The organism is Thiomicrorhabdus indica (assembly GCF_004293625.1).
In the GTDB taxonomy this organism is placed as follows: Bacteria; Pseudomonadota; Gammaproteobacteria; order Thiomicrospirales; family Thiomicrospiraceae; genus Thiomicrorhabdus; species Thiomicrorhabdus indica.
The window spans coordinates 2,197,096-2,220,462 of sequence record NZ_CP033040.1 but is presented as its reverse complement, the minus strand read 5'-3'; the positions used below and the strand labels follow the sequence as shown (position 1 = coordinate 2,220,462).

The following is a 23,367-nucleotide window of genomic DNA, read 5'->3' as shown; positions in this document are numbered from 1 at the left end:
GTACGAAAAAAACTCCAAATTCCCCTTGGAGTTTTTTTATGTTAACTGGCTGGTGGTTGTAAAGGTTACCGGCCGGTTAATTTTTTCGTCTTAGTCTACTGCGACCATAACGTTTGAAGCCTTAACAACCGCATAAGCTTCTTTGCCCACTTCAAGTCCTAAGCTATCTGTTGACGTGTTGGTAATGATAGAAACAATCTCAACACCTGATGCGATTTCAATCACAACTTCAGTATTGACAGCACCTTTGTTGATCGCTTTTACAGTACCTTTTACTTGGTTACGTGCGCTAAATTTCATAGTTTATTCTCCATTGGATTGGTTTTGATATTTGAATAACAAATTTTGAGTTTAAAAAGAGGTCATAAAGTGCATTATTCATTCTCTTTAATACTTATTAATGCATTTGTCTTTTTGATAGCAGCGAGAATATAAAAAATTCATTAAATCAATTCAATTCATAACGGCGATATTTTTCAAATATTTTAGGATTTTATTTACTGTAGATAAGTGTTAAGTTGAGCTTAATGCGTAGAATTAACACGGGATTTTTACGTTATTACTTTAAAGAAATAATGGTTTTGAATTCTATGAGTCTTTGGTATGAAAGTCAATTTGATTAGGGTCTGTTGCCAATTCAGATTCTAGTGATTTTTGAAAAATTGATTTATGTATAGAAAAAATTTATAACTAGGTTTTGCTGTGCTACTATTTCAAAAAATTCAAACATTAATTGTTCACTCTGTAAGACATTTGGAGAAAAAATGAAATCACTACTTAAAATCGCAATGACATCTGGTTTAGTTTTGGCAATGGGCCAGGCTCAGGCCGGTATCTGTGAAGTGCCGACACAAACACCACAAAACATTCAAGTGACGTTACACACCACTTATATGCCAAACCTTTTGCCGGTGGTGCTAAATAGTGAGAGCAAGCTGGGGTTATCTGCCGAGCAGTGTAAAGCGTTTAATAAGTTTAAAAATGAAAAGGCACCGGGCGGAGCAAAATTGTCAAAACAGATTCTAAGCTTAGAGAGCCAGTCGCATGATGATGCCTTGAAAGGGGCGAGTTGGAAGCAATTGCAAGCACGCAATGATGAGATTCAAGCATTGCGAAATAAGTTAGCGAATGGGAAGATTAAATGTCATCAGTTTGTGAAGTCGCAACTCAATAATGAGCAATACACAAAGTTGATAAATGAAATTTACCCAGAATTTCTAAAAGGCATGAAAAATAAGGCCTATAAATGATTTCAGTTCATTATTGATGATGAACGCGAAAAATTTTAACTTTGTGTAAAAGTACTTCGCGATTTTTGAAACAAACTCTTAAGGATTCTCTGATCGAATCGGATCAATTTTTGGCAACGCCAAATTTTTCAGGTCAAGGCGTGAAGTTGCAGGAATGTCTAGACCTTGCAATACTTCACAACGCAGAGATGACTAATTTGGCTAAGCCCCTGTGGGCGAGTCTTCTAGCATGATTCTTTGTTGTTATGACCCTTAATCTTAGAATAACAAAGGTCGGTGTGCCACGCCTAAAATAATCGGACTAGAAGTCTCGCAGAATTTTAGTCTGATTCAATCAGAGGCTCCTTAAATCATTGGCTGATAAATTAACCCCAAATGTTGGATATCAACTTTGGGGTTTTTTATTTCTTATTTAACAGTAAATTCAACAAACTTTACCGGCCGGTAAATAGTTTTCAATCAAGTCTGTTTTGCTTTTGTTTACTTTTTCGTTCTAACATTGTGAAAATTGGATTAGGATAAATCCAACCGTATTGGGTAGAAGATTACAAAAAATCTCATTTCAGTTTTTATGTCCTTATTTGAAGTTTCACGAGAAAACATAAAGTAGAAGAAGAAAAAATCAGAGGGTGAAATATGCATCACAACTTACTGCTAAATAAATTACCTATTTTAGATGCGACGCAAACGCTGTTTGCTTATCAATTGAGTGTTACGCCGGTGCAAGGTGCGAAGTTGACGCTTCAAGATTGGCATGATGAAGCGAAGTCTTTATGGCAAGGTGTGACTGAAAATATTGGTTTTGACAAATTAACGTCAAACAAGCCTGTTTTTTATCAAGCGCCACTTGAAATGTTGAAATTAGACTTATTACCCAATATTGAACCGATTTCGAATCTCTATGTTGAGGTGAATGTGGATTTACTGGCGCACAAAGAAGCCTTGGAATCGATTAAAGAGATGATGCAGGCTGGTGTGAAAATTGCCATGCAAAATTATGAGCAGACAGAAGCGCATGACAAGCTTTTATCGATTGCAAAGCTTGTGAAAATCAACCAAAAGACAGCGAGTAGCGATGTTTTTAATACCATTTTGACTAAATTACACGATAAAAGTCTGGAAGTGGTCGTGACAGAAGTTGATTCAGAAGGGTTGTTCCAAACCCTAAGAGATAAAGGTGCAAAGCTATTTCAAGGGTATTTTTTCACTAATCCAGTTGTCTCCACGAAGAAAGAAATTTCCAGCAACAAACTGGCAATGTTAAAACTTTTGGCCGAAGTGAATAATCCTGATGTGGAATTTAGCGCTTTGGCAGAAACGATTGGTGCTGATGTTGGATTGACGCATAAACTGCTATCCGCTATTAATCACCCTCAGAATGAATTGCCTTACGTTGTGGAATCCTTGAAAGATGCGGTCAATTTCATGGGGCTTAAGCGTCTGAAATTTTGGGTCAATATGTTGATGATGTCGGAAGTGGATGATGTTCCAGAAGAATTATTGATGACGGCTCTGGTTCGAGCAAAGTTTTTAGAGATGGTGGCAGAAGCGATCAATCAAAAAGATCAGGCAGAGCGCTATTTCATGGTCGGGCTTTTCTCAACGTTGAATGCGTTTTTGAAAGAACCAATGGTTGATATTGTTGATGAACTTCCTTTGTCGGATGAAGTTAAAGTTGCTTTAACGGATCAGAAAGGTTCGATGGGTAAAGGTTTGTTTATTGCTCGTTCTATGGAGCAAGGAAATACCCAAGTCTTGATGGCTGGTTTTGAAAGTATGGATATTATGGCGATTTCCAACAGCTATATGTCTGCCAATGGATGGGCGTCGCAAACTTTGTCGAGCTTGAATTAAGGTGGAAGTGGGTTTACCAGAAAAGAATTGCAAAGCATTTGGCTTAATTTAAGGCTAACGATGGATTTCATATGTCTGTATTTGTATTTCTTGTGCTCGATTAACTTGATTTTAAACCAAATGTTTTAGGATTCTCGCGACTGAAGATAATGAGAGGAATCGGGCGATGCAACAGGCAATTCAATTCGATGAAGCGTTAATTAAGCGCTATAACCAAACAGGACCTCGTTACACGTCTTACCCAACTGCGTTGCAGTTTGATGAGTCGTTTGGAATGAGCGACTATGCAGCGGCGGCTAAACGAAGTAATGAGTCTGATCGTGGCTTGTCGTTGTATTTCCATATTCCGTTTTGCGACACGGTTTGTTTTTTTTGTGCCTGTAATAAAGTCTGGACGCGCGACCGTTCAAAAACTACACCATATTTGGATCGTCTGTTTAAAGAAATTGAAATGCAATCCAAATTGTTTGATTCAAGCCGAAAAGTCGAACAGCTGCACTGGGGTGGTGGTACTCCGACCTTTATTAATAATGATGAAATGCGTGCTCTGATGGATAAAACTCGTCAGCATTTTAATTTGTATGATGATGATTCCGGAGAATACTCAATTGAAATTGACCCTCGAGAGGCTAATCGAGAATCCGTGTTGTTGATGCGCGAACTTGGCTTTAACCGAATGAGTTTGGGGGTGCAAGACTTCGATGAAAAAGTCCAAAAAGCGGTGAATCGTATTCAAACGCAGGCAGAAACTTTTGAGGTGTTGGAAGGTGCGCGTGAAGCTGGATTTTTGTCGGTCAATGTCGATTTGATTTATGGTTTGCCACATCAAACTGAGAGAGGGTTTATCCGTACATTGGATCGAGTGCTAGAAGCACAACCGGATCGATTTTCGATTTTCAATTATGCACACATGCCAAGTTTATTCCCAACTCAAAAGAAAATGAATGAAGCAGATATGCCAAATCCAGACGAAAAGTTGGCCATTCTGCATGCTGCGACTGAGCGTCTTTTGCAAGCAGGTTATGTCTACATAGGAATGGATCACTTTGCGAAGCCCGACGATGAACTTGCGGTGGCTCAGCGCAATGAAACCCTATATCGAAATTTTCAGGGTTACTCAACCCATGCGGAATGTGATTTGGTGGGAATGGGGGCAACCTCAATTTCTTTGGTAAACAATACCTATGCGCAAAATCGTAAAAGTTTGGCAGAATATTATGAAGCGATTGATTCGGGTGAATTAGCCGTTTTTCGAGGAGTGCAACTGACCGAAGATGATGAATTGCGACGAGATGTGATTACCCGTTTGATTTCGCACTTTCATTTGAATTTTGAAGTGATAAATCAGCAATGGCAGATTCATTTTGATGAGTATTTTGCTAAAGAGATTCAGAACCTCGCACCGATGGTTGAAGACGGTTTGATTACGCTGGATGGCAAAGATATATTTGTAACCCCTAAAGGCCGTTTGTTGATTCGAAACATCTGTATGGTATTTGATGCTTATTTGAAGCCGGATATGCAGAACCGTTTTTCGAAGGTGATTTAAGTTCTTTTCCAAAACTTTTGTTGGCGACGTGCCTGTGTTGAGTTTTAAAAAGCGTCGCAGAATAGGAAGTTCTGCGCCGAGCGCCTCAAGGATGGGTTTACAGCATCTTTTTAAAACTCAACACAGGTACTTAGATTTGATACGTCTGACTTGGGAAAGTTAGTTTTCTTTCGGAAACCACTCACTAGTTTTGCCTGTCCAGTAATACGCTGTTAAGCCAATCCATTCTTTCCAAGCGGGTTCCAGTGCTTGTAAATGTCCATAAAAGTCAAAATCAATCCTTCTAAAATTTTCGTGAGTAGAGCGATAATCCGCAGGGTAAGGAATTACGTTAATCCGTAGTTTTCGAGCAATGCCTACGGAACGGGGCATGTGATATGCAGAAGTGACTAATAGATACCGGCCGGTTGAATTGGGTAATAACGGTTGGATGTTTTTAAAGTTTTCAAAGGTATTTCGCGATAAACGCTCGACAACAAGCCGTTCAGGCTCGATGCCTAAGCCTTGTAAAATCTGAGAACCAAGCGGTGAGTTTTGAGTGCTTAGCTGCATTTGTAGATGGCTGTGCATGGTCAGTTGTCCTACTCCACCGGTAAAAATAATCGGAGCTTTTGGATAGATTTGTGCCAGCTCCTGAGTGCTGATGAACCGGTCTCCAGCTAATCCAATTTCTTTTGAATTCCAACTGATACCGACGGAAACATCTTCTCCACCCCCTAAAATAATGATCCCGTCTACTGTGTCCGGTAAAGTTTCAGGTGCAAGAAAACGTTTTTCTAAAGGCTCTATGAGCCAATCACTGACTGGGTAGATTGAAATCATCAATGCAACAACGCTTGTGGGAATAAGCATTTTTAATGCGGCACTTCGACGGCCTAAAATTACAAAAACAGTTCCTAGGATAAACAAGAAAATTAACAGGTTGCTGGGGCTTAGGAGTGCCCAGGCCACTTTGGAGATAAAGAAAAATAAGTTATCTGTGAAGAAGTCCATAGAATCTCTGTGATAGGTGTTTATGTCTATTGTGTATGAGTTACTGCCAGCCGTCAAAAGGTCTTTTACAGAAAGCAGAAAGGTGTGTTCGAGTTTAGTTTTGACAAAACTGTAGTCGGGTTATAGAATGCGCATCGTGAGAGAGTGGCTATGTCCTGATTGGCATTGATTAGTCAATTGGATGTTGCTCGAGGTTACTTTGATTTATTCTGGTAATCAGGCTCTTGCCATTTATCTGATACTCTTTTAGATAAATTACATTATGGTGATTCTATTCGTCCCCTTGCGACGCTAGGTTGGAAACCCCGCCAGGTCCGGAAGGAAGCAACGGTACTAGCTGATGCGTGCGCCAAGGTCAGGCGGATAGAGTTGCCACCATTTATTAAGCACCTCATTTAATTTCTAAATTATCCATCTCCTTTAAGATTGCTTGTAATTAACTGCTATTTTAGCCTCTCTTCACGTTAGAATAACGTCTCAATTTCATACATAAATTATTGTTTTTCTCAGGGATAGGTCTATGAGTTATACGGTTTTGGCGCGTAAATGGCGTCCAAAGAAATTTGCTGAATTAGTCGGGCAGCAACATGTGATGCAAGCGTTGGCAAATGCTTTGGATCAAAACCGTTTACATCATGCTTATCTATTTACGGGCACGCGCGGAGTGGGGAAAACCACGATTGCACGCATTTTTGCCAAGGCTCTGAATTGCGAGCAAGGAATCAGTTCAACGCCTTGTGGTGTCTGTGATAACTGTCGAGCCATTGATGAAGGTAAATTCATTGATTTGATTGAGGTGGACGCGGCTTCAAAAACCAAAGTAGATGATACACGTGAAATTTTGGATAACGTGCAATTTGCAGCCACACAAGGCCGTTTCAAGGTATATCTGATTGATGAAGTGCACATGCTTTCAAAAAGCAGTTTCAATGCGTTACTCAAAACATTGGAAGAGCCTCCAGAGCATGTGAAATTTATCTTGGCGACAACCGATCCGCACAAGCTACCCATTACGGTTTTGTCGCGTTGCTTGCAGTTTAATTTAATGCGTTTAACGATTGAGCAGATTCAGAGTCACCTAGCTTATGTGTTATCACAGGAGTCTTTGAAATTTGAAGAATCCGCTTTGGGGTTGATTGCGAAAAGTGCGGATGGCTCTGCGCGAGATGCATTAAGTTTACTGGATCAAGCCATTGCTTACAGTGGTGGAGCGATTCAATTTGAGTCGGTGCAGACAATGCTGGGCTTGGTGGATCAACAGTTTACTATCCGAGTTTTAGAGGCTCTTGCCGACTATGCATCTGAGGATTTAAAAGCGGTCATCATGGATATTGGCGCAATGGGGGTAGATTACCAAGCCCTTTTGACTCAATTGATTGAGGCTTTACATGCGATTAGTTATCATCAGGTCTTTCAAGACGTGAATTTAAATTCTGGGCTGCCAGATGAAACTTTGACCGCCTTTGCTGAGAGTTTATCGGCGGAAAGAGTGCAAATGCTTTATCAAATTGCTTTGCTGACCAAGCAAGATATGTTGCTATCTCCGGATATCCGAATTGGCTTTGAAATGGGGCTGATGAGAATGTTGGCCTTTTCTCCCAAGGCGGTACAAGAAGTGCATACTCCAGACTCTCATGGATTTGGAAAATCAACGCCTTCTACCCAAATGGAGACTGTCCAAACTAACCAAAGTTTGAGTTCTACCATAAGCCAGCAAGGGCCTGTTATCACGTCAGAAAAACCTTCGGTTCATGCGTATCAAGGGGCGCAAGGTCCAAATGTTCAAAGCTCAAATACAGGGGCGAACCCCAGTAAAGACTCTTTAGATTCTGGATTGGCATCAGGAATCCGTCCTGATGAACCATCAATGATTCAAGACATGGGAATTAATGACGCTATGAGTCACCTTAGTTCTGCTCGATCTTTGGTTTCAAGTGCTGCAAAAAAAAAAGTTGAGCTAAGTGAAAACTCTGAAATTTTAAAAACACCTGTTGAAGAGGTCGTTCAGCCTCAACCGGTGAACCATTCTGAAATGTTGCAAGCGCGTTTACAGGCATTGCAAGCTCCTGCATCAGCTAAGTCTGACGACTCTTCTCATGCTAAAAGTGATTCCAAGGTAAGTGTGGGTTTGAGAGAGTTTAAAACGACTGACTCATCTTCGGAATCAAGCCATTCCTTAAATCAAGTTCCAGATCGTTTTCAATCGCAAAATGATGAAATAGCTGAGCCGCAAAATGGCTCCTTCCTTGAAGAAAAAGTTGATTTACCTTGGGAAGGCGAAAATCAGTTATCAACAAATAAGGCCGAGGATCACCATTTAAATTCGTTGGAAGATCTACCGAAAGCAAAAGCTGTTGATAGCACAGATGATGGTAGGGGGCAGTCTAATCACACCCAAAATGACATCGAAGAATCAGCTCTTTCAACGCAGGCGATGCAGCAAAATGCTTCCCAAGAGGTTCTTCAAGCAGAAATGAATCAGTCTGAAGACTTATCGCAGTTTTATGATGTTCCTTGGGTTGAAAACTCCGATAAAACTGAAGCTGCTGAAAACACTGGCCGGCCGGTAAAAAATAGTGTTGAAGGAGTCCAAGAGACTCGAGAAGTGGCGACAGATGTGAATTCTACGGGCATAGAAAGGATTAACTCAGCCACAGATACAAGAGTGCCAGAAAACATTGGTTTTAATAGCTTGACCGACTTTGAGCAAAGTCTTACGCCTTCCCAGAATTTAACTAAATGGATGCAATGGATTGAGGTGTTAAAATTTTCAGGGATGAAGCGAGAAGTGGCCTTGAATTCCATTTTATTACCGGCCGGTGAAAGTTTTAATTTGGCGCTAATGCCTGAACATGACTATCCTCATGTTGACTCGATAAAACAAGAAATCGCACAAGCTCTTAGTCAATATTGTAAATCAACTGTTGAATGGCAAGCTTGGCCGATTGCGCAAGAAAATTTATCAGAGACTCCTAGTCAATTTCTTGAAAGACAGTCCCAGCAAAAGCTTGAAAATGCCAAACAGTCCTTGCTGTCAGACTCAGCTTTACAACAGTTGGTCGGAGCGTTTGATATGCAGGTATTGGAGAACACTTTCTCGGTTAAAGAGTAAAATTTTCAGAAAGTTATTTTCAACAAAGACAAATTCAGTAATGCTTGATATGATTTTGAGCATTAAAGATATGATTTCTGTTTGCGATATGAACTTGTAAACAGGTTTTATTAATTAATTTTACAACAAAGGAAGACCCATGTTTGGTGGAAAAGGTGGTATTGGAAATCTAATGAAGCAAGCGCAAGAGATGCAAGAGAATATGCAAAAAGCGCAACAGGAAATTGCTGAGATGGAAGTCGAAGGTCAAGCCGGTGGTGGCATGGTAAAAGTTATCATGACAGGAAAGCATGAGTTGGTGAAAGTTGAAATTGACGATTCTATTATGGATGACAAAGAGATGCTGGAAGATCTTTTTGCCGCAGCGGTGAACAGTGCTTCGCGTCGGGTTGAAGATGTCACTCAAGAGAAAATGGGTGGTTTAACATCTGGTATGAATTTACCGGCCGGTATGAAAATGCCCTTCTAATTGAATTGGAATTGTTTGTGCAAAGTCCATTAATTCTCGAACTCATAGAGTCATTAAAAGTTTTGCCAGGTGTTGGCGGTAAGTCTGCCCAGCGCATGGCCTATTACCTGCTTGAACGAGATCAGTCGGGTGCAAAGCATTTGGCGACAACCATTTTAGCGGCTTTGGAAAACATTGGACATTGTCAAACGTGCCGGACTTTAACGGAGTTAGAGGTTTGTCCGATTTGTTCGGATGACCGGCGCGATGATACGGTTGTTTGTGTTGTAGAGACCCCGGCGGATATTTTAAGTTTTGAATCTTCTGGCGTTTTTAAAGGAAAATATCATGTGTTAATGGGGCATTTATCTCCAATTGATGGGATTGGCCCTGAAGAGTTGGGCTTGGATGTTTTGGAAAATCGTTTGCATGAAGGTGTAGTGAACGAGCTGATTATTGCAACAAACCCGACGGTGGAAGGTGAAGTCACTGCACATTACCTCCAGCAGATAGCAAAACAGAATGCTGTCAAAGTTACTCGATTGGCGCAAGGCATACCATTTGGCGCAGAGCTGGAGTACCTCGATCCCGGTACTTTAACCCAAGCGTTTTTGTATCGAAAAGAGGTGGATGAATAAATGATAAATAAATTGAAACTCTATATTGGCCTGTTGGTTATTTCTATGCTAACTCTGCAAGGTTGTGGAGGGCCTACAGAGGAGGATGGCGTAAATGCTGATGGCGTTACGGGTAGTGCTTGTGTAAGCGAGGAGGGCTTAAGCTTCTGTATTTCAGATTCTGTAACGGCTCAAGAGACAACATCGATTTCTTCTGGCAGTCATTTAAATGGAACTGTTCAGTTATCTTCTTTAGAAGGGTTTTCTAACAAAATAATCACTGTCGATTCATCTGTCGGAACCGTAAGCCAATCACCAATTAAAACCGACGCTAATGGAATAGCCCGTTTTTCAGTGTTACCTCCTGAGGGTTTAACTTCTGGTGCAAGTGTCGGCACAATCACTCTTCAATCAGAAACTGGTGAGAGTGCGTCATTAAATTTTGAGTTTGTATTTTCTGCAGAATCAGTTGAAGGTGGCTCTGTTGAATTTGTTGGTACCAGTAAAGATATTATTTCTTTAAAAGGTGTTGGGGGGATAGGTTATGGTGAAACTGCAGTAGTGACCTTTAGAGTTGTTGATACAGATGGAAATGCTGTTGAAGATGAGGAAGTTTTTTTCTCATTGGAGTCTGAATTGGGAGGTTTGACACTTTCGAGAAACATTTCTATTTCAGATGTAAATGGAGAGGTTTCAACCACTGTTAATTCTGGTACAGTGCCTGGGTCAGTGGTTGTAAAAGCCAGTTTATCAAGGGACGGAAGTAGAAGTACTTTTTCAAGTAACTTAACTATTACTACAGGTATTCCAGACCAAAATAGTTTCTCTTTGACTGCAGTTGATTTATCACCAGATGGTGCTTGGATGCTTGATGGTGTGACGACGCAGTTGAATATTCGTTTGGCAGACCAATTCAACAACCCTGTACCAGATAAAACTTCTGTTTACTTTACTGCAGAAGGTGGAAAAATCGATGCAAGTTGTCAGACAGTAAATAGTGGCTGTTCTGTTACTTGGGAAAGTCAAGAGTATCGCCCAGATGATCATCGTGTAACAATTCTTGCCTATGCGGTTGGCCATGAAACTTTTTATGATTCGAACAGCAATGGTTTGTATGATGAAGGAGAGATTTTTGATGATTTACCGAATGCTTTTCGTGATGACGATGAAAATGGGCGTTACAGTCAAACGGCAAGTGGTTTTTTAAGTAAAGATGAAAAGTATTTTGACTATGACGAAACAGGTTCTTTTACAGGTGATTTAGATGGTGATGTAATTCGAGATGGTGTATTTACAGGTTTGGATGAAGATAGTGATGGACAACCAAATGGAAATGGTCAGTATGACGGAGTTACCTGCGATCATGATTCTTGTACTTCGTCTCTGACTTATGTGTTTAATAATATTACTTTAATAATGCCTCAAGATAACCCAGCTGTTCATTTGTATCAGGTCACAGATACTACAAATTTTGAGAGTTGTCTGAATAACAATGGAAAACTTGATACAAGTATCTGTTTGAATGTTAATGGTCAGGCTTTAAATCTACAAGGGACAACAACTTTCTGGGCTATGATTGAAGATGGTGCCGTCTTGTGTGAAGATTCAAATGGAGCAAGATTTGCTTTGCCGACTAATTCAAGATTTGAATATGATTCATGTTCAAGAGTCATCCACTCTTCAACTGCAACAGGTAGTACTATCGATGTTGATAATGGGGGAATTGGAGAAGTTTTGGAAAAGCCTACTTACCCTATTCCTAATACGAATACTTACACTCAATTTTCATTTAGAATTAAACCAAGCGATGAAAATACTGAAGTGGAAGAAGGTGTTCTAAAAGTTAGTGTAACAACAAAGGGCGGTTTAGGGTTTGCATCAGTTGATTTAACAGATCCTGCGGATGCGATTGCTCCATAGTTTGTGAAAATTTCTAACTATAAAAAATCCCGCATTGCGGGATTTTTTTATGTGTGTAGCAAAAGAGGTTTTACTTTGCCATTAAGAACTCAAGTAGTGCTTTTTGTGCATGGAGCCGGTTTTCGGCTTCATCCCACACCACACTGTCTGGTGCATCAATTACATCGGCGGTAACTTCTTCACCTCGGTGAGCCGGTAAACAATGCATAAAGAGTGCATCTGGATTTGCAGCATCCATTACCGCTTTGTTGACTTGGTAATCTGCAAAGGCGATTTCTCTTAAACGTTGTTCGTCTTCTTGTCCCATACTTGCCCATACATCCGTCACAATTAAGTCACTGTTTTTAGCGGCTTCTAGTGGGTTTCGAATGATTTCACAGTGGTCGGCATTCTCTTTCATAATGCGATCTAGCGGATCATAGTTTTCAGGACAGGCAATATTAAGCTTAAAGCCGTATTGTGATGCGGCATTCATATAAGAGTGGCACATATTATTGCCATCACCAATCCACGTCACGGTTTTGCCTTCAATGCTACCTCGGTGCTCATAGTAGGTCTGCATATCCGCCAATAACTGACATGGATGATAATCATCTGTTAGAGCATTGATTATCGGCACGTTTGAATACTTTGCCATGGTTTCAACGGTTTCATGGTCAAAGGTACGAATCATGATGCCATCGACCATGCTAGAAATAACGCGCGCGCTATCTTCAATCGGTTCACCTCGCCCTAGTTGGGTGTCTCGTGGTGATAAAAACAATGCATGGCCTCCTAACTGCGTCATCCCTGTTTCAAAGGAAATACGAGTACGAGTCGAGGATTTTTCAAAGATCATTGCCAGTGTTTGATTTTTTAAAGGTTCAAAAATTTCACCGGATTTCTGCATTTTTTTGAGTTCAATGCCTCGCTTTAAGATGGTCGTTAACTCATCGCGATTCAGGTCTTTAAGCGTTAAAAAATGTCTTACAGTCATAGAAAATTTGCTTTCTTAAGCTTTAAGAAAGTCCTTAATTAATTGAGTTAAAGTCGTTACCAGTTCATCTGTTTGCTCTTGGCTCATAACAAATGTTGGTAATAAGCGGACGGTATCACCTCGTGTGACATTGATTAGTAGGCGTTTTTCTAGTGCTTGAATAACCAAATCACCACAGTTACGGTTAAGTTGAATTCCAATCATGTAACCACGACCACGAATATCAACAACGCCTTCAATGCCTTCAAGTTCATCCTTGAATCGTTGCAGTAGTATGTCACCTTTTTTTGCGACAAGGTCAATATGGTTGTGAATGGTTAATACATCAATGACCGCAAGTGCTGCTGCGCAAGCTAGAGGGTTGCCGCCAAATGTGGTGCCATGATTTCCTGGTGCTAAAACATTGGCCGCTTTTCCTGCTGCTAAACAAGCACCAATTGGAACGCCATTGCCTAGTGCTTTGGCAAGTGTCATTACATCAGGGGTAATATCACAATGCTGATGTGCAAACCATTTACCAGTTCGCCCAATACCCGTTTGAATTTCATCACACATTAACAACCAGTTGTTTTGATCGCAAATTTCACGTAAGGATTTTAAGTAACCCTTTTGAGGAACATGAACACCGCCTTCACCTTGAATCGGTTCAACTAAAATCGCGACAATATCTTTATCATCTTGAAGGTCTTTAATAGCCTCGACATTGTCGAATGGCACACGTACAAATCCTTCCACTAAAGGGGAGAAGCCTGCATGAACTTTATCGTTGCCAGTTGCAGAGAGTGTTGCGAGCGTTCGGCCATGAAAACTGTTTTCCATAACAATGATTTTGGGGTGAGTGATCCCTTGGTCATTGGCGAATTTACGCGCAATTTTAATCGCGGTTTCATTGGCTTCAGCCCCAGAGTTGCAAAAGAATACACGTTCCATACCTGAAAGCTTGAAAAGCTTTTCTGCAAGCTTTCGCTGTTTTCCAATTTGATAAAGGTTGGATGTATGTAAGATCTTCTGGCTCTGTTTACAAATTGCTTCACTAATGGCTGGGTGAGAGTGCCCTAGGCTACAAACAGCAATTCCGCTTAGAGCATCAAGGTAGTTGATACCTTGCTTGTCTTTCAAGATAGCACCTTTACCTTTCTTGAATTGCACAGGTAGGCGCGCATAAGTGTTCATTAAATGGTCTGACATGAATTTTCCTTAATCAAAATGCAAATGTGTTTGCGAAGACCAAAAATAAAAAAGCAACCTTGAAAAGGTATTTGTAAACGCTTAAGTCGAATGGAGTAAGCACTTATAAATACGTTTTCAGATGGTTGCCGGCCGGTAAATATTAATACAAAGAATTGATTTTAGCCAACCACACTAAAATTTCAAGTCATTGTGGATAAACTTACTGAGGTGTATTTTCAATGTAAGGTTTTTCCAAATGTTTGTTTCTAAATTTTCGATGTGAAATTGATAACCTCAAAATTCTCATATCATCTTTTTCTTAAATTCGCTAAAATTGACGGTTTAAATTTTTGTGAATTATTTGGAGATGATTCGATGCAAACTATGTCGGATAGAGATGGCCTGATTTGGTTAGACGGTGAAATGGTTCCTTGGCGGGATGCAAAGGTTCATGTTTTGACACACACTTTACACTATGGCCTGGGAGTCTTTGAGGGCGTTCGAGCCTATGAAGCAGAACAGGGAACGTCGATTTTCCGTCTTGACGCACATACTGATCGTCTGTTTAATTCTGCAAAAATCATGAATATGTCGATGCCTTATGATAAAGACATGATTAATGAGGCGCAACGCGCAGCCGTTCGAGAAAATGATCTAAAATCAGCTTATATCCGTCCAATGGTGTTTTATGGCTCAGAAGGAATGGGCTTACGTGCTGATAATCTGAAAACACATGTCATGGTTGCTGCATGGGAATGGGGCGCTTATATGGGTGAGGAGAATTTGACTAAAGGCATTAAAATTGCCACTTCTTCTTACACGCGTCACCATGTGAATGTCACCATGACGAAAGCCAAGTCGAATGGTCAATATATGAATTCGATGTTGGCACTTCAAGAAGCGACGTCAAATGGTTGTGATGAAGCCTTGCTGTTGGATGTAGATGGATATGTTGCTGAAGGCTCTGGTGAAAACTTCTTTATGGTGAAGGAAGGTGTTCTGTACACTCCTGAGCTGACTTGTTGTTTGGACGGAATTACTCGTAAAACCATTATGCAGCTTGCGAAAGAAAATGGCATTGAAGTGCGTGAAAAGCGTATTACACGTGACGAAGTGTATATTTGTGACGAAGCTTTCTTTACCGGTACGGCTGCAGAAGTGACGCCGATTCGTATGTTAGATAATCGTCCAATCGGGGAAGGTTCTCGAGGCCCAATTACTGAAAAGCTGCAATCACAGTATTTTGATATTGTTCATGGTCGCTCACCACAGCACATGGAATGGCTGACTAACGTTGCTGGTTAATCAAATTTAACGCTACCAAGGAGAGCCAGATGGCATCAAACTCAACCAATAGCAAAAAGGTGTATGAGGTCACGCATAAGGATTTACCTTTGCATTGCCCAACCCCTGAAATGAGTCAGTGGAACTCGCATCCAAAAGTCTATTTGCCGATTGAAAAAACAGGTAAAGCGAAGTGTCCATATTGTGGTGCGGAGTATATCCTGACGGATTTTGATCCAAATGCACCGGCTAGTCATTAATCTGCCAAGCTGATAAACAGAAAAGCCGCTAAATCAACAATTGATTGGCGGCTTTTTTAGTTTCTAGTCGAATGCCAAATCTAACAGCTCACATATCAAATGGTTAATAAATGTGTGGCCTTCTTGAATACGAGCAGTTTTATTACTTTTGACTGTAATGACTAAATCGCTATCGGCTTCTATCTGTTTGCTGTTTTGACCTACCAGCGCAATCGTAAAAATCCCTTTTTCTTTAGCTACCCGAAAAGCTTGAAGTACATTTTGGCTTTTACCAGAAGTCGTCATACCGATTAATATATCCCCGATTTGTCCAAGCCCCTGAACCTGCCTTGAAAACACTGTTTCAAATTCGTAATCATTGGGGTGGGCGGTTAAAATCGAGGTGTCGTTGGTCAGTGCAAGCGAAGCCAAAGGTTGGCGGTTTTTTACATATCTCACCATCAACTCTGCAGCCATGTGTTGTGCTTCTGCTGCACTGCCTCCATTACCGCACCATAAGACTTTCTTGTTATTTTTGAGTGCATGGATAATCTGTCCAGTGGCTTGTTCGATTTTATCTTGTTGTTCAATAACCGAATCGATAGCCAATTGATGTTCTTCGGCAATTTTCGTAAAATTTAACGACATTATGCATCACCTTTAGCATTATTTTGACTTGAGCGATTGTCATCCAAGCTAGTTTGAATGCGTTCAACAATATTGCTGGTGGAAAAACCGTCCCAAAAGCTTAAAATTTTCACCTCTCCACCATTTTCCCATACACAATCACAGCCAGCAATTTCATGCGGTTGATAGTCGCCACCTTTCACTAAAACATCGGGTTGTAAGTAGCAAATCAGGTCACGTGGCGTTTCTTCTGAAAATGGCACAACCCAATCGACAAAACTCAAAGACGCGAGAAGTTCCATACGGTTTTCTAAAGGAATAATTGGACGCGATGGACCTTTAAGGGTTTGCACCGACTCATCAGTGTTGACGGCGATAATCAGTTTGTCTCCTTGTTTGGCTGCCTCATCTAAATAGCGAACATGTCCAGAGTGCAAGATATCAAAGCAACCATTGGTAAAGACCACTTTTTGTCCCTGCTGTTGTGCCTGCTCAACCAATTCCTTAAGCTGCTCTTTGGAAGGAGAGACATAGCCTTGATGACGTTGCGATTGAGAAAATTGGTCATTCAGTTCTGCTATGGATGCCGTTGCAGTTCCGACTTTAGCGACGACAATGCCGGCGGCCATATTGGCCAAATTTACAGATTCTTGGAGGTTTTTTCCGTTTGCAAAAGCAGCTGCTAAGGTAGCAATCACGGTATCTCCGGCACCAGTGACATCATAGACGTCTTGAGCGCGAGTCGCGATTTTGTAAGGTGTATTGGTTTTACCGAACAGTGCCATGCCATGCTCACTTCGGGTGACTAAAAGGTGTTCAATTTTTAGTTTCTCGATGAGGTGTGCTGCTTTGATGTCAAAGTCATTTTCATCATTGAAGCTGCCTGTGATTTGGCAAAATTCAGACTGATTCGGTTTGATTAAGGTTGCTCCACGGTATTTCTCGTAGCAATCACCTTTCGGGTCGATAAAGGTTTTAATTTGAAGTTCATTCGATTTTTGAATGAGTCTTTGAACTTCATTTAGACATCCTTTGCCGTAGTCGGAAATTAACACGAGATCAAAGTTCTTAAGCAAGGGCAGGGTTTGAGTTGTAAAGATTAGGCTATCTTCCGGTGGGAGTGTTTCTTCAAAGTCCATGCGCAGTAGTTGTTGATGCCGGCTCAATATGCGCAATTTACGAATGGTTGGAGTACTGCCAAGATAAAAGTGAGTTGAAATTCCATACTGATTCAGTGCATTGGTTAATTCTTCACCAGCACTATCTTTTCCAATAACGCCTGCGATTTCAACCTGAGCCCCCAAAGCTTTCAAGTTTAAGGCGACGTTTGCAGCACCTCCTAAGCGAACTTCATCGTTTTTAATTTTTACCACTGGAACAGGCGCTTCTGGGGAAACGCGCTCACTTGGGCCAGACCAATATTGGTCAAGCATGACGTCTCCAATGACTAAAATCCTAGCGTTTGAAAAATCGAGCATGGTAAATCCTAAAGTTTTAAATCCCAGCGATTGTGGACCCAGAGATATTGTTCTGGAGTCATGCGTATCGCGGTTTCATAGAGTCGATGAAGTCTTGCAGTATCTGCAATGTCATCACCGCTTGGAAAGTTTTCGAGTGCCGGTAAAAATTCGACTTGATAGCGAACTCCCTGATCGGTTTGAATTCTGCGTGTAAACAGTGGGACGACCAAACATTGAGTCAGTTTTGCGATTTTGGAGGTTGCCGGATTACTTGGACAATTTTTGCTAAAAAGAGGCACTTGAACAGTGCCTTTCGCACGATATTTTTGATCGGGCAGAAGGGTCATGGCTTCACCTGATTTCAATATTTTGAGCATTTTTCGAGTGTTTGAATTGGCAACCGGTTCCACGGTTTCACCATTATCAAATTGAATGCTGCGACCTTTGGCAATTAAATAATCCATCAAAGGGTTGTTATGAGGGCGGTAGACAGCATGATAATGGGTCAAGAAGGAAAGGAATAATCCGGTCAGTTCAAGCGTGGTAAAGTGCGGCGAAAGTAACAAAACCCCTTTGTCTTTAGACAGTGCGGATTCCAAATGTTCCCGGCCGGTGAATTCCACAAGTGATCTTTCAAAGGCATTTGCATGGTTTGTTTTGTGGTCACCGTACCAAACTAATGCCATTTCGGAAAAACTCATGCCGAGTGATTCAAAATGTTGTTTGCAAAGCCGTTGGCGCTGAGCAGGCGTTTTTTCTGGAAAAGCGATTTCAAGATTTTTCTCAGCAATTTTGCGTCTTTTTCGGGCAATTCGATACATTAAACGCCCAATTAACCGGCCGGTGGCGAATTTGGCTGAATAGGGAAGCCAGCTAAGTAGTTTCAAACAACCGATGCCCAGCCATATTCCCCAATATTTGGGCGTTAAAAAGCGTTTGTCAAAAGTTGGATCTGTCGTCATTCAGAGAGATTTCCCGTTTGATAAAGTGTTGCGTAGTAGCCTTTTTTACCGAGTAAATGTTGATGTGTTCCTTGTTCTATTAACTTGCCGTGATCTAATACAATGATGTGGTCGGCATTTTCAATGGTGGTTAAACGGTGTGCAATCATAATGACCGTACGGTTTTGTTTGAGTTGCTCCATCGCCAATTGAATTTGTCGTTCGCTTTCGTTGTCCAGTGCGGAAGTTGCTTCGTCTAAAATTAGAATCGGGGCATTCTTTAGAAACGCACGAGCGATAGCAATGCGTTGACGTTGACCACCGGAGAGACTGGCACCATTTTCACCAATCATCGTATCCAAGCCGGCCGGTAAACTTTCAATAAATTCCCAAGCGTGTGCGTTTTGGGCAGCCTTAATAATGTCTTCCTCTGGAATGCCTGATTTTCCATAGGCGATATTTGCGGCAATGGTGTCATTAAACAGGACAACGTTTTGGCTGACATAAGCGATTTGGTCACGTAAAGAGGTTGTTTCTACATTATGAATATTTTGGTTTCCAATTAAAATTTCGCCGTCTTTAGGGTCATAAAATCGGGTAAGCAAATTAACCAAAGTGGTTTTTCCACTTCCTGAGGAGCCAACTAGAGCTAAACTTTTACCGGCCGGTATTGTTAATGAAAAGTCTTTAAATAAACGTTCATGACCATACGCAAACTCAATATTTTTAAAATAGATTGGCAATAGTTTGTTTTCAAGTTTCTGAGTGCCAGAATTGGGTTCTTCTCGATGGTCTAGAACGTCAAAAATACTTTCTGCAGCGGCCATACCGCGTTGAATGGTCGCGTTGATATTGGTCAAACGACGAATTGGGTCGAATATCATCACCATGGCGGTGATAAAGGCAATAAACTCACCCGTGGTTAACTGGTCGTTGGCAGACATGACTGAAGCGACATAAATGACTCCCGCCAGGGATACTGAAGCAATTAATTGTATGACTGGTACGTTTGCCGCTGCAACCCGAGCAGATTTCATGGTGTGTTTACGGAAAGTTTCCGAGGCGTCATCAAATCGGGCTTGTTCATACGATTGTGCACCATACATTTTGATTTCTTTATGACCTTTAAGACTCTCTCCTAATCGTTGAGTCAAAACGCCCATACTGGCTTGAATATTCTTATTGGATTTGCGCATGAGTTTACTGGCGCGGTTAAAGACAAGGGCGACAATCGGAGCGATGACGATAATCAATAGGGTGAGTTGCCACGTGGTGTAAAACAAAAAGCCTAGTAACCCTGAAACAATCAAAGATTCTTTAATGATGACAATCCAAGCTTGGCTAAGTGTAGCGCCTACTTGCGGTACGTCATAGGTGATTTTTGAGAGAAGTTTGCCTTCGGTATATTCGCGATGAGTGGTTTCACTCAGGCGTTGGATTTTGGCAAATAATTCTGAACGAATGGCTTGAATAGCTTTGTGGGCAACCCATTCTCCAGCGACTTTACTGGCATATTCGGCAAATCCTCGAACCATAAAAATCAAAATAATCAACAAAGGGATGGTTGTAATCGCTTCTTCATTTTTTGCAATCAAACTCTCATCCACGACATCTTTTAAAAGTGCGGGTAGCAACGGTGTCATAGCCGCAGTGATAAATAGTGCAACAATCGTAATCGCCACAGCCTTCCAATAGGGGCGGATATAGGTTAATAAACGCTTATAAAGTGCGATGGTTTTCGGGTCGGCAATCAAGGGAAACCTTTTTGGTGTTGGACGTAAATTTGTATCGTTTAGCAGATTGAAACCGGTATTATAGCCATCATTCCTAATTGATTAAAAATTCCTCGTGGTTATCTTGGCATTATGAGTGCATCTGTAAAAAAAATTCTAGTAGTTCGTATGAGTGCAATGGGCGATATTGTTATGGCTTCGCCTATTCTTCAGTCTCTTAAATCACTTTACCCTGACGCGAAGATTAGCTGGGTTGTCCAACCTGAATTTGCAGATGTTTTGCAAGGACATGATTTATTGGATGAGATAATTGTTGTCCCCAAAGGAAAGTGGAAAAAAGCGTTTAAAACTTTTCAATGGTGGTCACTTTGGCAAGAAATTCGAGCGTTTAAACGTGATATACGTGCAAAAAAGTTTGATTTGGCGATTGATTTACAAGGTTTGGCGAAAAGTGGGGCGATTGTTAAATGGTCTGAGGCTTGGCGTAAATTCGGACTGAATTCTCGTGAAGGATCGCAGAGGTGGATGGATAAAGTTGTTGACGGCAGTGCTGTGGATGGCGAGTTGATCAGTTCTGAATATCAAGCGATGGCACAATTTTTGGGGGATATGCGCCTTGATTTTTCGATGAATTTGCCTTCAAAACTGAATACGCCTAATTGGGCAAATATTCAATCGCTACTCGGTGAAAATTATATGGTGTTTTGCCCTTTTACTACTCGGCCTCAAAAACATTGGTTTAATAAATCTTGGCAACAGCTCACGAAGATTCTACCCCTAGGGGCACAAGTACCGGCCGGTGAAAAAGAGTCTTTTAAGATTGCCGTTTTAGGTGGGCCAGGTGATATTGAAGCGGCAGAAGATTTAATGCAGTCCATGCCAGAAAATGTGGTGAATTTGGTTGGCAAAACTTCGATACAAGAAGCTATTGCGGTGATTCGTCATTCGAGTGGCGTGATTGGTGTTGATACCGGACTGACGCATATGGGAATTGCTGAAAATAAACCGACTCTCGCTCTTTTTGGTTCGACTTTACCTTATTCGGATACACGGTCTGGAAAGTCTAAGGTGTTATATCAAAAAATGGATTGCTCGCCATGTCGTCGCAATCCGACCTGCGAAGGCCGGTTTGATTGCATGCAATCTCTTACCCCAGAACTTGTGGCGAATGAATGGCAGAAATTGCAATGAGAATTGTGCATATTGAATTAGGTAAGCACCTTTATGGCGGTGCCAAGCAAGTCACGTTCATTATGCGCGGATTGCGTGACGACTTTGGCGTGGAAAATGTTTTATTGGCCACCAGAGGCAGTGCGATTGCCAAAGAAATGCAGTCACAAGGCTTTGAGGTGATAGAGATACCGGCCGGTGGAGACTTGGATATTGGTCTCATTTGGCGAATCAAAAAAGTGATTCAGTCGGTGCAGCCTGATTTGGTGCATATTCACAGCCGCCGGGGGGCAGATGTATTTGGTGGACTTGCTGCAAAACTTGCAAAAGTCCCAGCGGTGATTTCTCGTCGTGTGGATAACCCAGAAAGTCGCTGGGTGACAAAGTGGAAATATGGTCTTTATCAAAAGGTAATTACCATATCAGACGGGATTCGAGAAGTGCTTTTATCGCAGGGTTTATCAAAGTTGCATGTCATTACGGTGCGAAGTGCCTTGGCTGATGATGCCACTTCCAGTTGTCATGCTCAAAAATTTCAACAACGATTTAATCTGACTGAAAATGCGTTCGTGATTGGCGTGGTCGCGCAATTGATTGAAAGAAAAGGGCATAAGTATCTACTTCAAATTTTGCCTGAATTATTAAAGACGCATCCGAATATCAAAGTAATTTTCTTTGGGCAGGGAAAATACCGCCAAGAACTGGAAATGGAAATTGAGCGTTTGAAGTTGCAAGATACAGTGCAATTCGCAGGATTTGTGCAAGATATGCCGGCGCTGTTTGGTTGTTTGGATTTAGTGGTGCACCCGGCCTTAATGGAAGGGCTAGGAGTCTCTTTGCTGCAAGCTTCTCAGCAAGGTGTGCCAATAGTTGCTAGCGCTGTTGGTGGGATTCCTGAAGCGGTGGAGGATAACGTGAATGGTTTGTTAGTTCCACCGGCAGAAACAATGAGTTTGCAAAATGCCATCATGCGTGTGATTGAAGATGAAGCCCTTCGCCGCCAGTTTGCTGATAATGCTCAGAAATTGATGAGAGAAAAATTTTCTGTTAGCCAAATGGTGGTAGGCAATTATCGGGTGTATCAAGCGATTTTATCTTCGTGAGAAGTGTTTGCTTCAATAGGCATGGCCAACGGATTGCCGAAATGTTTGAGCATGGCTTGAATTTGGATATCATTACCATCTTGTCGGACATTTTGTTTATAGAGTGCAAATTTTTGTGAGAATGGCCAGTGGTAAAATTCAAAATCATTGTCTGTTTTGAGTGCAACCTTACCATTTAAACGCATCATCCAGTAAAGCCAAATATCATCGCCATGCGGTGTAAGTTGTTTAAAGAGTGTTTTATTTGTGACTTCAGGAAGGAAAACATTCGGTGGATAGAGCACTCCGCCGACACCTGTTTGGAAGGTGTGGTGAGTACATTCAAGATTTTGAGCATTTTTTTGCCATTGTTGGTAAGACGAAATGTTACCGGCCGGATCTGTGGTAATTGTATGTGTACGGTTAGCAATGACTTTTGTAGGGTGTCTTTCATGCAACGCTAATAACATTGAAATGGCGTTTTGAGGATAAAATACATCGTCATCAAATGTGATAATAGTTTTTTTGGAAAAACTTTCTAAAGCCGGAATTATTTTTTTATAGGATCTCGTATCTTCGGTAAATTGAATTTCAACTAAGCCTTGTTCTTCAAGCTTTAGAACATTTTTTGGCAGCAGTGCTTTGTCTTCATGGGCAATCCATAAAAGAATTTTCTCCGCGGATACCTTTTGTTGAGCCAGTGACTTAAGCGTTAAATGCAAGCTTTTAAAGCGTGCCGGATAAGAGGTCAGGGATGCAATAACCCCTTTACTTGGCGAAGAAGTATAAGAACCGAAATAGTACCTCCATTGAACTGTTGCCCAGTTTTTCCAAGGAAAGAACATTTTTGCAAATTCTTTTTTTAATGACACGTTTTATGATTTCCTGTTTGACGATTGAGGGATTCATTTTACCTTAGGAAACTTTTTTATTTTGATAATG

General features: G+C 41.2%; 20 protein-coding genes and 1 other RNA gene. 12 read left to right on the top strand and 9 right to left on the bottom strand.

Annotated elements, in window-relative coordinates; genetic code table 11:
* Window positions 1-90: 90 nt before the first annotated feature.
* A complete protein-coding gene (locus tag D9T12_RS09785) occupies window positions 91-300 on the bottom strand; it encodes a TOBE domain-containing protein (RefSeq protein ID WP_130537999.1) in 210 nt (69 codons plus the stop codon).
* A gap of 464 nt (window positions 301-764) precedes the next feature.
* Between D9T12_RS09785 and D9T12_RS09780 the strand changes: the two genes are divergently transcribed.
* From D9T12_RS09780 to hemN, 3 genes are all read left to right on the top strand, one after another.
* On the top strand, window positions 765-1,250 hold the full coding sequence (locus tag D9T12_RS09780; protein ID WP_130537998.1) for a hypothetical protein: 486 nt from the start codon (window positions 765-767) through the stop codon (window positions 1,248-1,250).
* A gap of 636 nt (window positions 1,251-1,886) precedes the next feature.
* Window positions 1,887-3,104, top strand: coding sequence for an EAL and HDOD domain-containing protein (locus D9T12_RS09775; protein WP_130537997.1), 1,218 nt, complete (start codon window positions 1,887-1,889; stop codon window positions 3,102-3,104).
* A 166-nt stretch (window positions 3,105-3,270) separates the two neighbouring features.
* The gene (gene hemN / locus D9T12_RS09770; RefSeq protein WP_130537996.1) at window positions 3,271-4,653 is read left to right on the top strand and encodes an oxygen-independent coproporphyrinogen III oxidase; all 1,383 of its coding nucleotides are present in this window, start codon (window positions 3,271-3,273) and stop codon (window positions 4,651-4,653) included.
* 159 nt (window positions 4,654-4,812) lie between these two features.
* Here the strand turns inward: hemN and D9T12_RS09765 are convergent, their stop codons facing one another.
* The gene (locus tag D9T12_RS09765; protein ID WP_240693173.1) at window positions 4,813-5,505 is read right to left on the bottom strand and encodes a YdcF family protein; all 693 of its coding nucleotides are present in this window, start codon (window positions 5,503-5,505) and stop codon (window positions 4,813-4,815) included.
* Window positions 5,506-5,918: 413 nt separating this feature from the next.
* Here D9T12_RS09765 and ffs point away from each other — a divergent pair.
* From ffs to D9T12_RS09740, 5 genes are all read left to right on the top strand, one after another.
* Window positions 5,919-6,015, top strand: an RNA gene (gene ffs / locus D9T12_RS09760) — signal recognition particle sRNA small type.
* A gap of 151 nt (window positions 6,016-6,166) precedes the next feature.
* Complete coding sequence (dnaX, locus tag D9T12_RS09755; protein WP_130537994.1) at window positions 6,167-8,758, top strand: DNA polymerase III subunit gamma/tau; 2,592 nt, start codon at window positions 6,167-6,169, stop codon at window positions 8,756-8,758.
* A 139-nt stretch (window positions 8,759-8,897) separates the two neighbouring features.
* Window positions 8,898-9,227 carry a YbaB/EbfC family nucleoid-associated protein gene (locus tag D9T12_RS09750; RefSeq protein WP_130537993.1) on the top strand — a complete coding sequence of 110 codons (330 nt, stop codon included), beginning with the start codon at window positions 8,898-8,900 and terminating at the stop codon, window positions 9,225-9,227.
* A gap of 17 nt (window positions 9,228-9,244) precedes the next feature.
* Window positions 9,245-9,844 carry a recombination mediator RecR gene (recR, locus tag D9T12_RS09745; protein ID WP_130537992.1) on the top strand — a complete coding sequence of 200 codons (600 nt, stop codon included), beginning with the start codon at window positions 9,245-9,247 and terminating at the stop codon, window positions 9,842-9,844.
* Window positions 9,845-11,743, top strand: coding sequence for an Ig-like domain-containing protein (locus D9T12_RS09740; protein WP_130537991.1), 1,899 nt, complete (start codon window positions 9,845-9,847; stop codon window positions 11,741-11,743). It abuts the gene before it with no gap.
* 70 nt (window positions 11,744-11,813) lie between these two features.
* On the opposite strand, the gene argF is transcribed toward D9T12_RS09740, so the two are convergent.
* On the bottom strand, window positions 11,814-12,719 hold the full coding sequence (argF, locus tag D9T12_RS09735) for an ornithine carbamoyltransferase (protein WP_130537990.1): 906 nt from the start codon (window positions 12,717-12,719) through the stop codon (window positions 11,814-11,816).
* A 15-nt stretch (window positions 12,720-12,734) separates the two neighbouring features.
* Window positions 12,735-13,907: an aspartate aminotransferase family protein gene (locus tag D9T12_RS09730; RefSeq protein ID WP_130537989.1), complete on the bottom strand. Its 1,173-nt coding sequence runs from the start codon at window positions 13,905-13,907 to the stop codon at window positions 12,735-12,737.
* Window positions 13,908-14,264: 357 nt separating this feature from the next.
* Between D9T12_RS09730 and D9T12_RS09725 the strand changes: the two genes are divergently transcribed.
* Both D9T12_RS09725 and D9T12_RS09720 read left to right on the top strand, forming a co-directional pair.
* Entirely contained in the window at window positions 14,265-15,194 is a 930-nt protein-coding gene (locus tag D9T12_RS09725) for a branched-chain amino acid transaminase (protein ID WP_130537988.1), read from the top strand.
* A 29-nt stretch (window positions 15,195-15,223) separates the two neighbouring features.
* Window positions 15,224-15,433, top strand: a complete 210-nt coding sequence (locus D9T12_RS09720) for a zinc-finger domain-containing protein (protein WP_130537987.1) — start codon at window positions 15,224-15,226, stop codon at window positions 15,431-15,433.
* A 63-nt stretch (window positions 15,434-15,496) separates the two neighbouring features.
* Here D9T12_RS09720 and D9T12_RS09715 read toward each other — a convergent pair whose 3' ends face one another.
* Genes D9T12_RS09715 through msbA form a run of 4 tightly spaced genes read right to left on the bottom strand, consistent with a single transcriptional unit; the run spans window position 15,497 to window position 20,194 of the window.
* On the bottom strand, window positions 15,497-16,060 hold the full coding sequence (locus tag D9T12_RS09715) for a D-sedoheptulose-7-phosphate isomerase (protein ID WP_130537986.1): 564 nt from the start codon (window positions 16,058-16,060) through the stop codon (window positions 15,497-15,499).
* On the bottom strand, window positions 16,060-17,517 hold the full coding sequence (hldE, locus tag D9T12_RS09710) for a bifunctional D-glycero-beta-D-manno-heptose-7-phosphate kinase/D-glycero-beta-D-manno-heptose 1-phosphate adenylyltransferase HldE (RefSeq protein ID WP_130537985.1): 1,458 nt from the start codon (window positions 17,515-17,517) through the stop codon (window positions 16,060-16,062). The genes D9T12_RS09715 and hldE overlap by 1 nt, the downstream gene beginning before the upstream one ends.
* Before the next feature lie 8 nt (window positions 17,518-17,525).
* The gene (locus D9T12_RS09705) at window positions 17,526-18,461 is read right to left on the bottom strand and encodes a lysophospholipid acyltransferase family protein (protein ID WP_130537984.1); all 936 of its coding nucleotides are present in this window, start codon (window positions 18,459-18,461) and stop codon (window positions 17,526-17,528) included.
* On the bottom strand, window positions 18,458-20,194 hold the full coding sequence (gene msbA, locus D9T12_RS09700; protein ID WP_240693172.1) for a lipid A export permease/ATP-binding protein MsbA: 1,737 nt from the start codon (window positions 20,192-20,194) through the stop codon (window positions 18,458-18,460). The genes D9T12_RS09705 and msbA overlap by 4 nt, the downstream gene beginning before the upstream one ends.
* Window positions 20,195-20,305: 111 nt before the next feature.
* Here msbA and D9T12_RS09695 point away from each other — a divergent pair, with 111 nt between their 5' ends.
* The gene (locus D9T12_RS09695; protein ID WP_130537983.1) at window positions 20,306-21,364 is read left to right on the top strand and encodes a glycosyltransferase family 9 protein; all 1,059 of its coding nucleotides are present in this window, start codon (window positions 20,306-20,308) and stop codon (window positions 21,362-21,364) included.
* A complete protein-coding gene (locus D9T12_RS09690; protein ID WP_206199093.1) occupies window positions 21,346-22,446 on the top strand; it encodes a glycosyltransferase in 1,101 nt (366 codons plus the stop codon). Before D9T12_RS09695 ends, D9T12_RS09690 begins: the two co-directional genes overlap by 19 nt.
* On the opposite strand, the gene D9T12_RS09685 is transcribed toward D9T12_RS09690, so the two are convergent.
* Window positions 22,425-23,297, bottom strand: coding sequence for a glycosyltransferase family 2 protein (locus D9T12_RS09685; RefSeq protein WP_130537982.1), 873 nt, complete (start codon window positions 23,295-23,297; stop codon window positions 22,425-22,427). The two genes, D9T12_RS09690 and D9T12_RS09685, sit on opposite strands and share 22 nt — an antisense overlap.
* Between the last annotated feature and the right edge of the window lie 70 nt (window positions 23,298-23,367).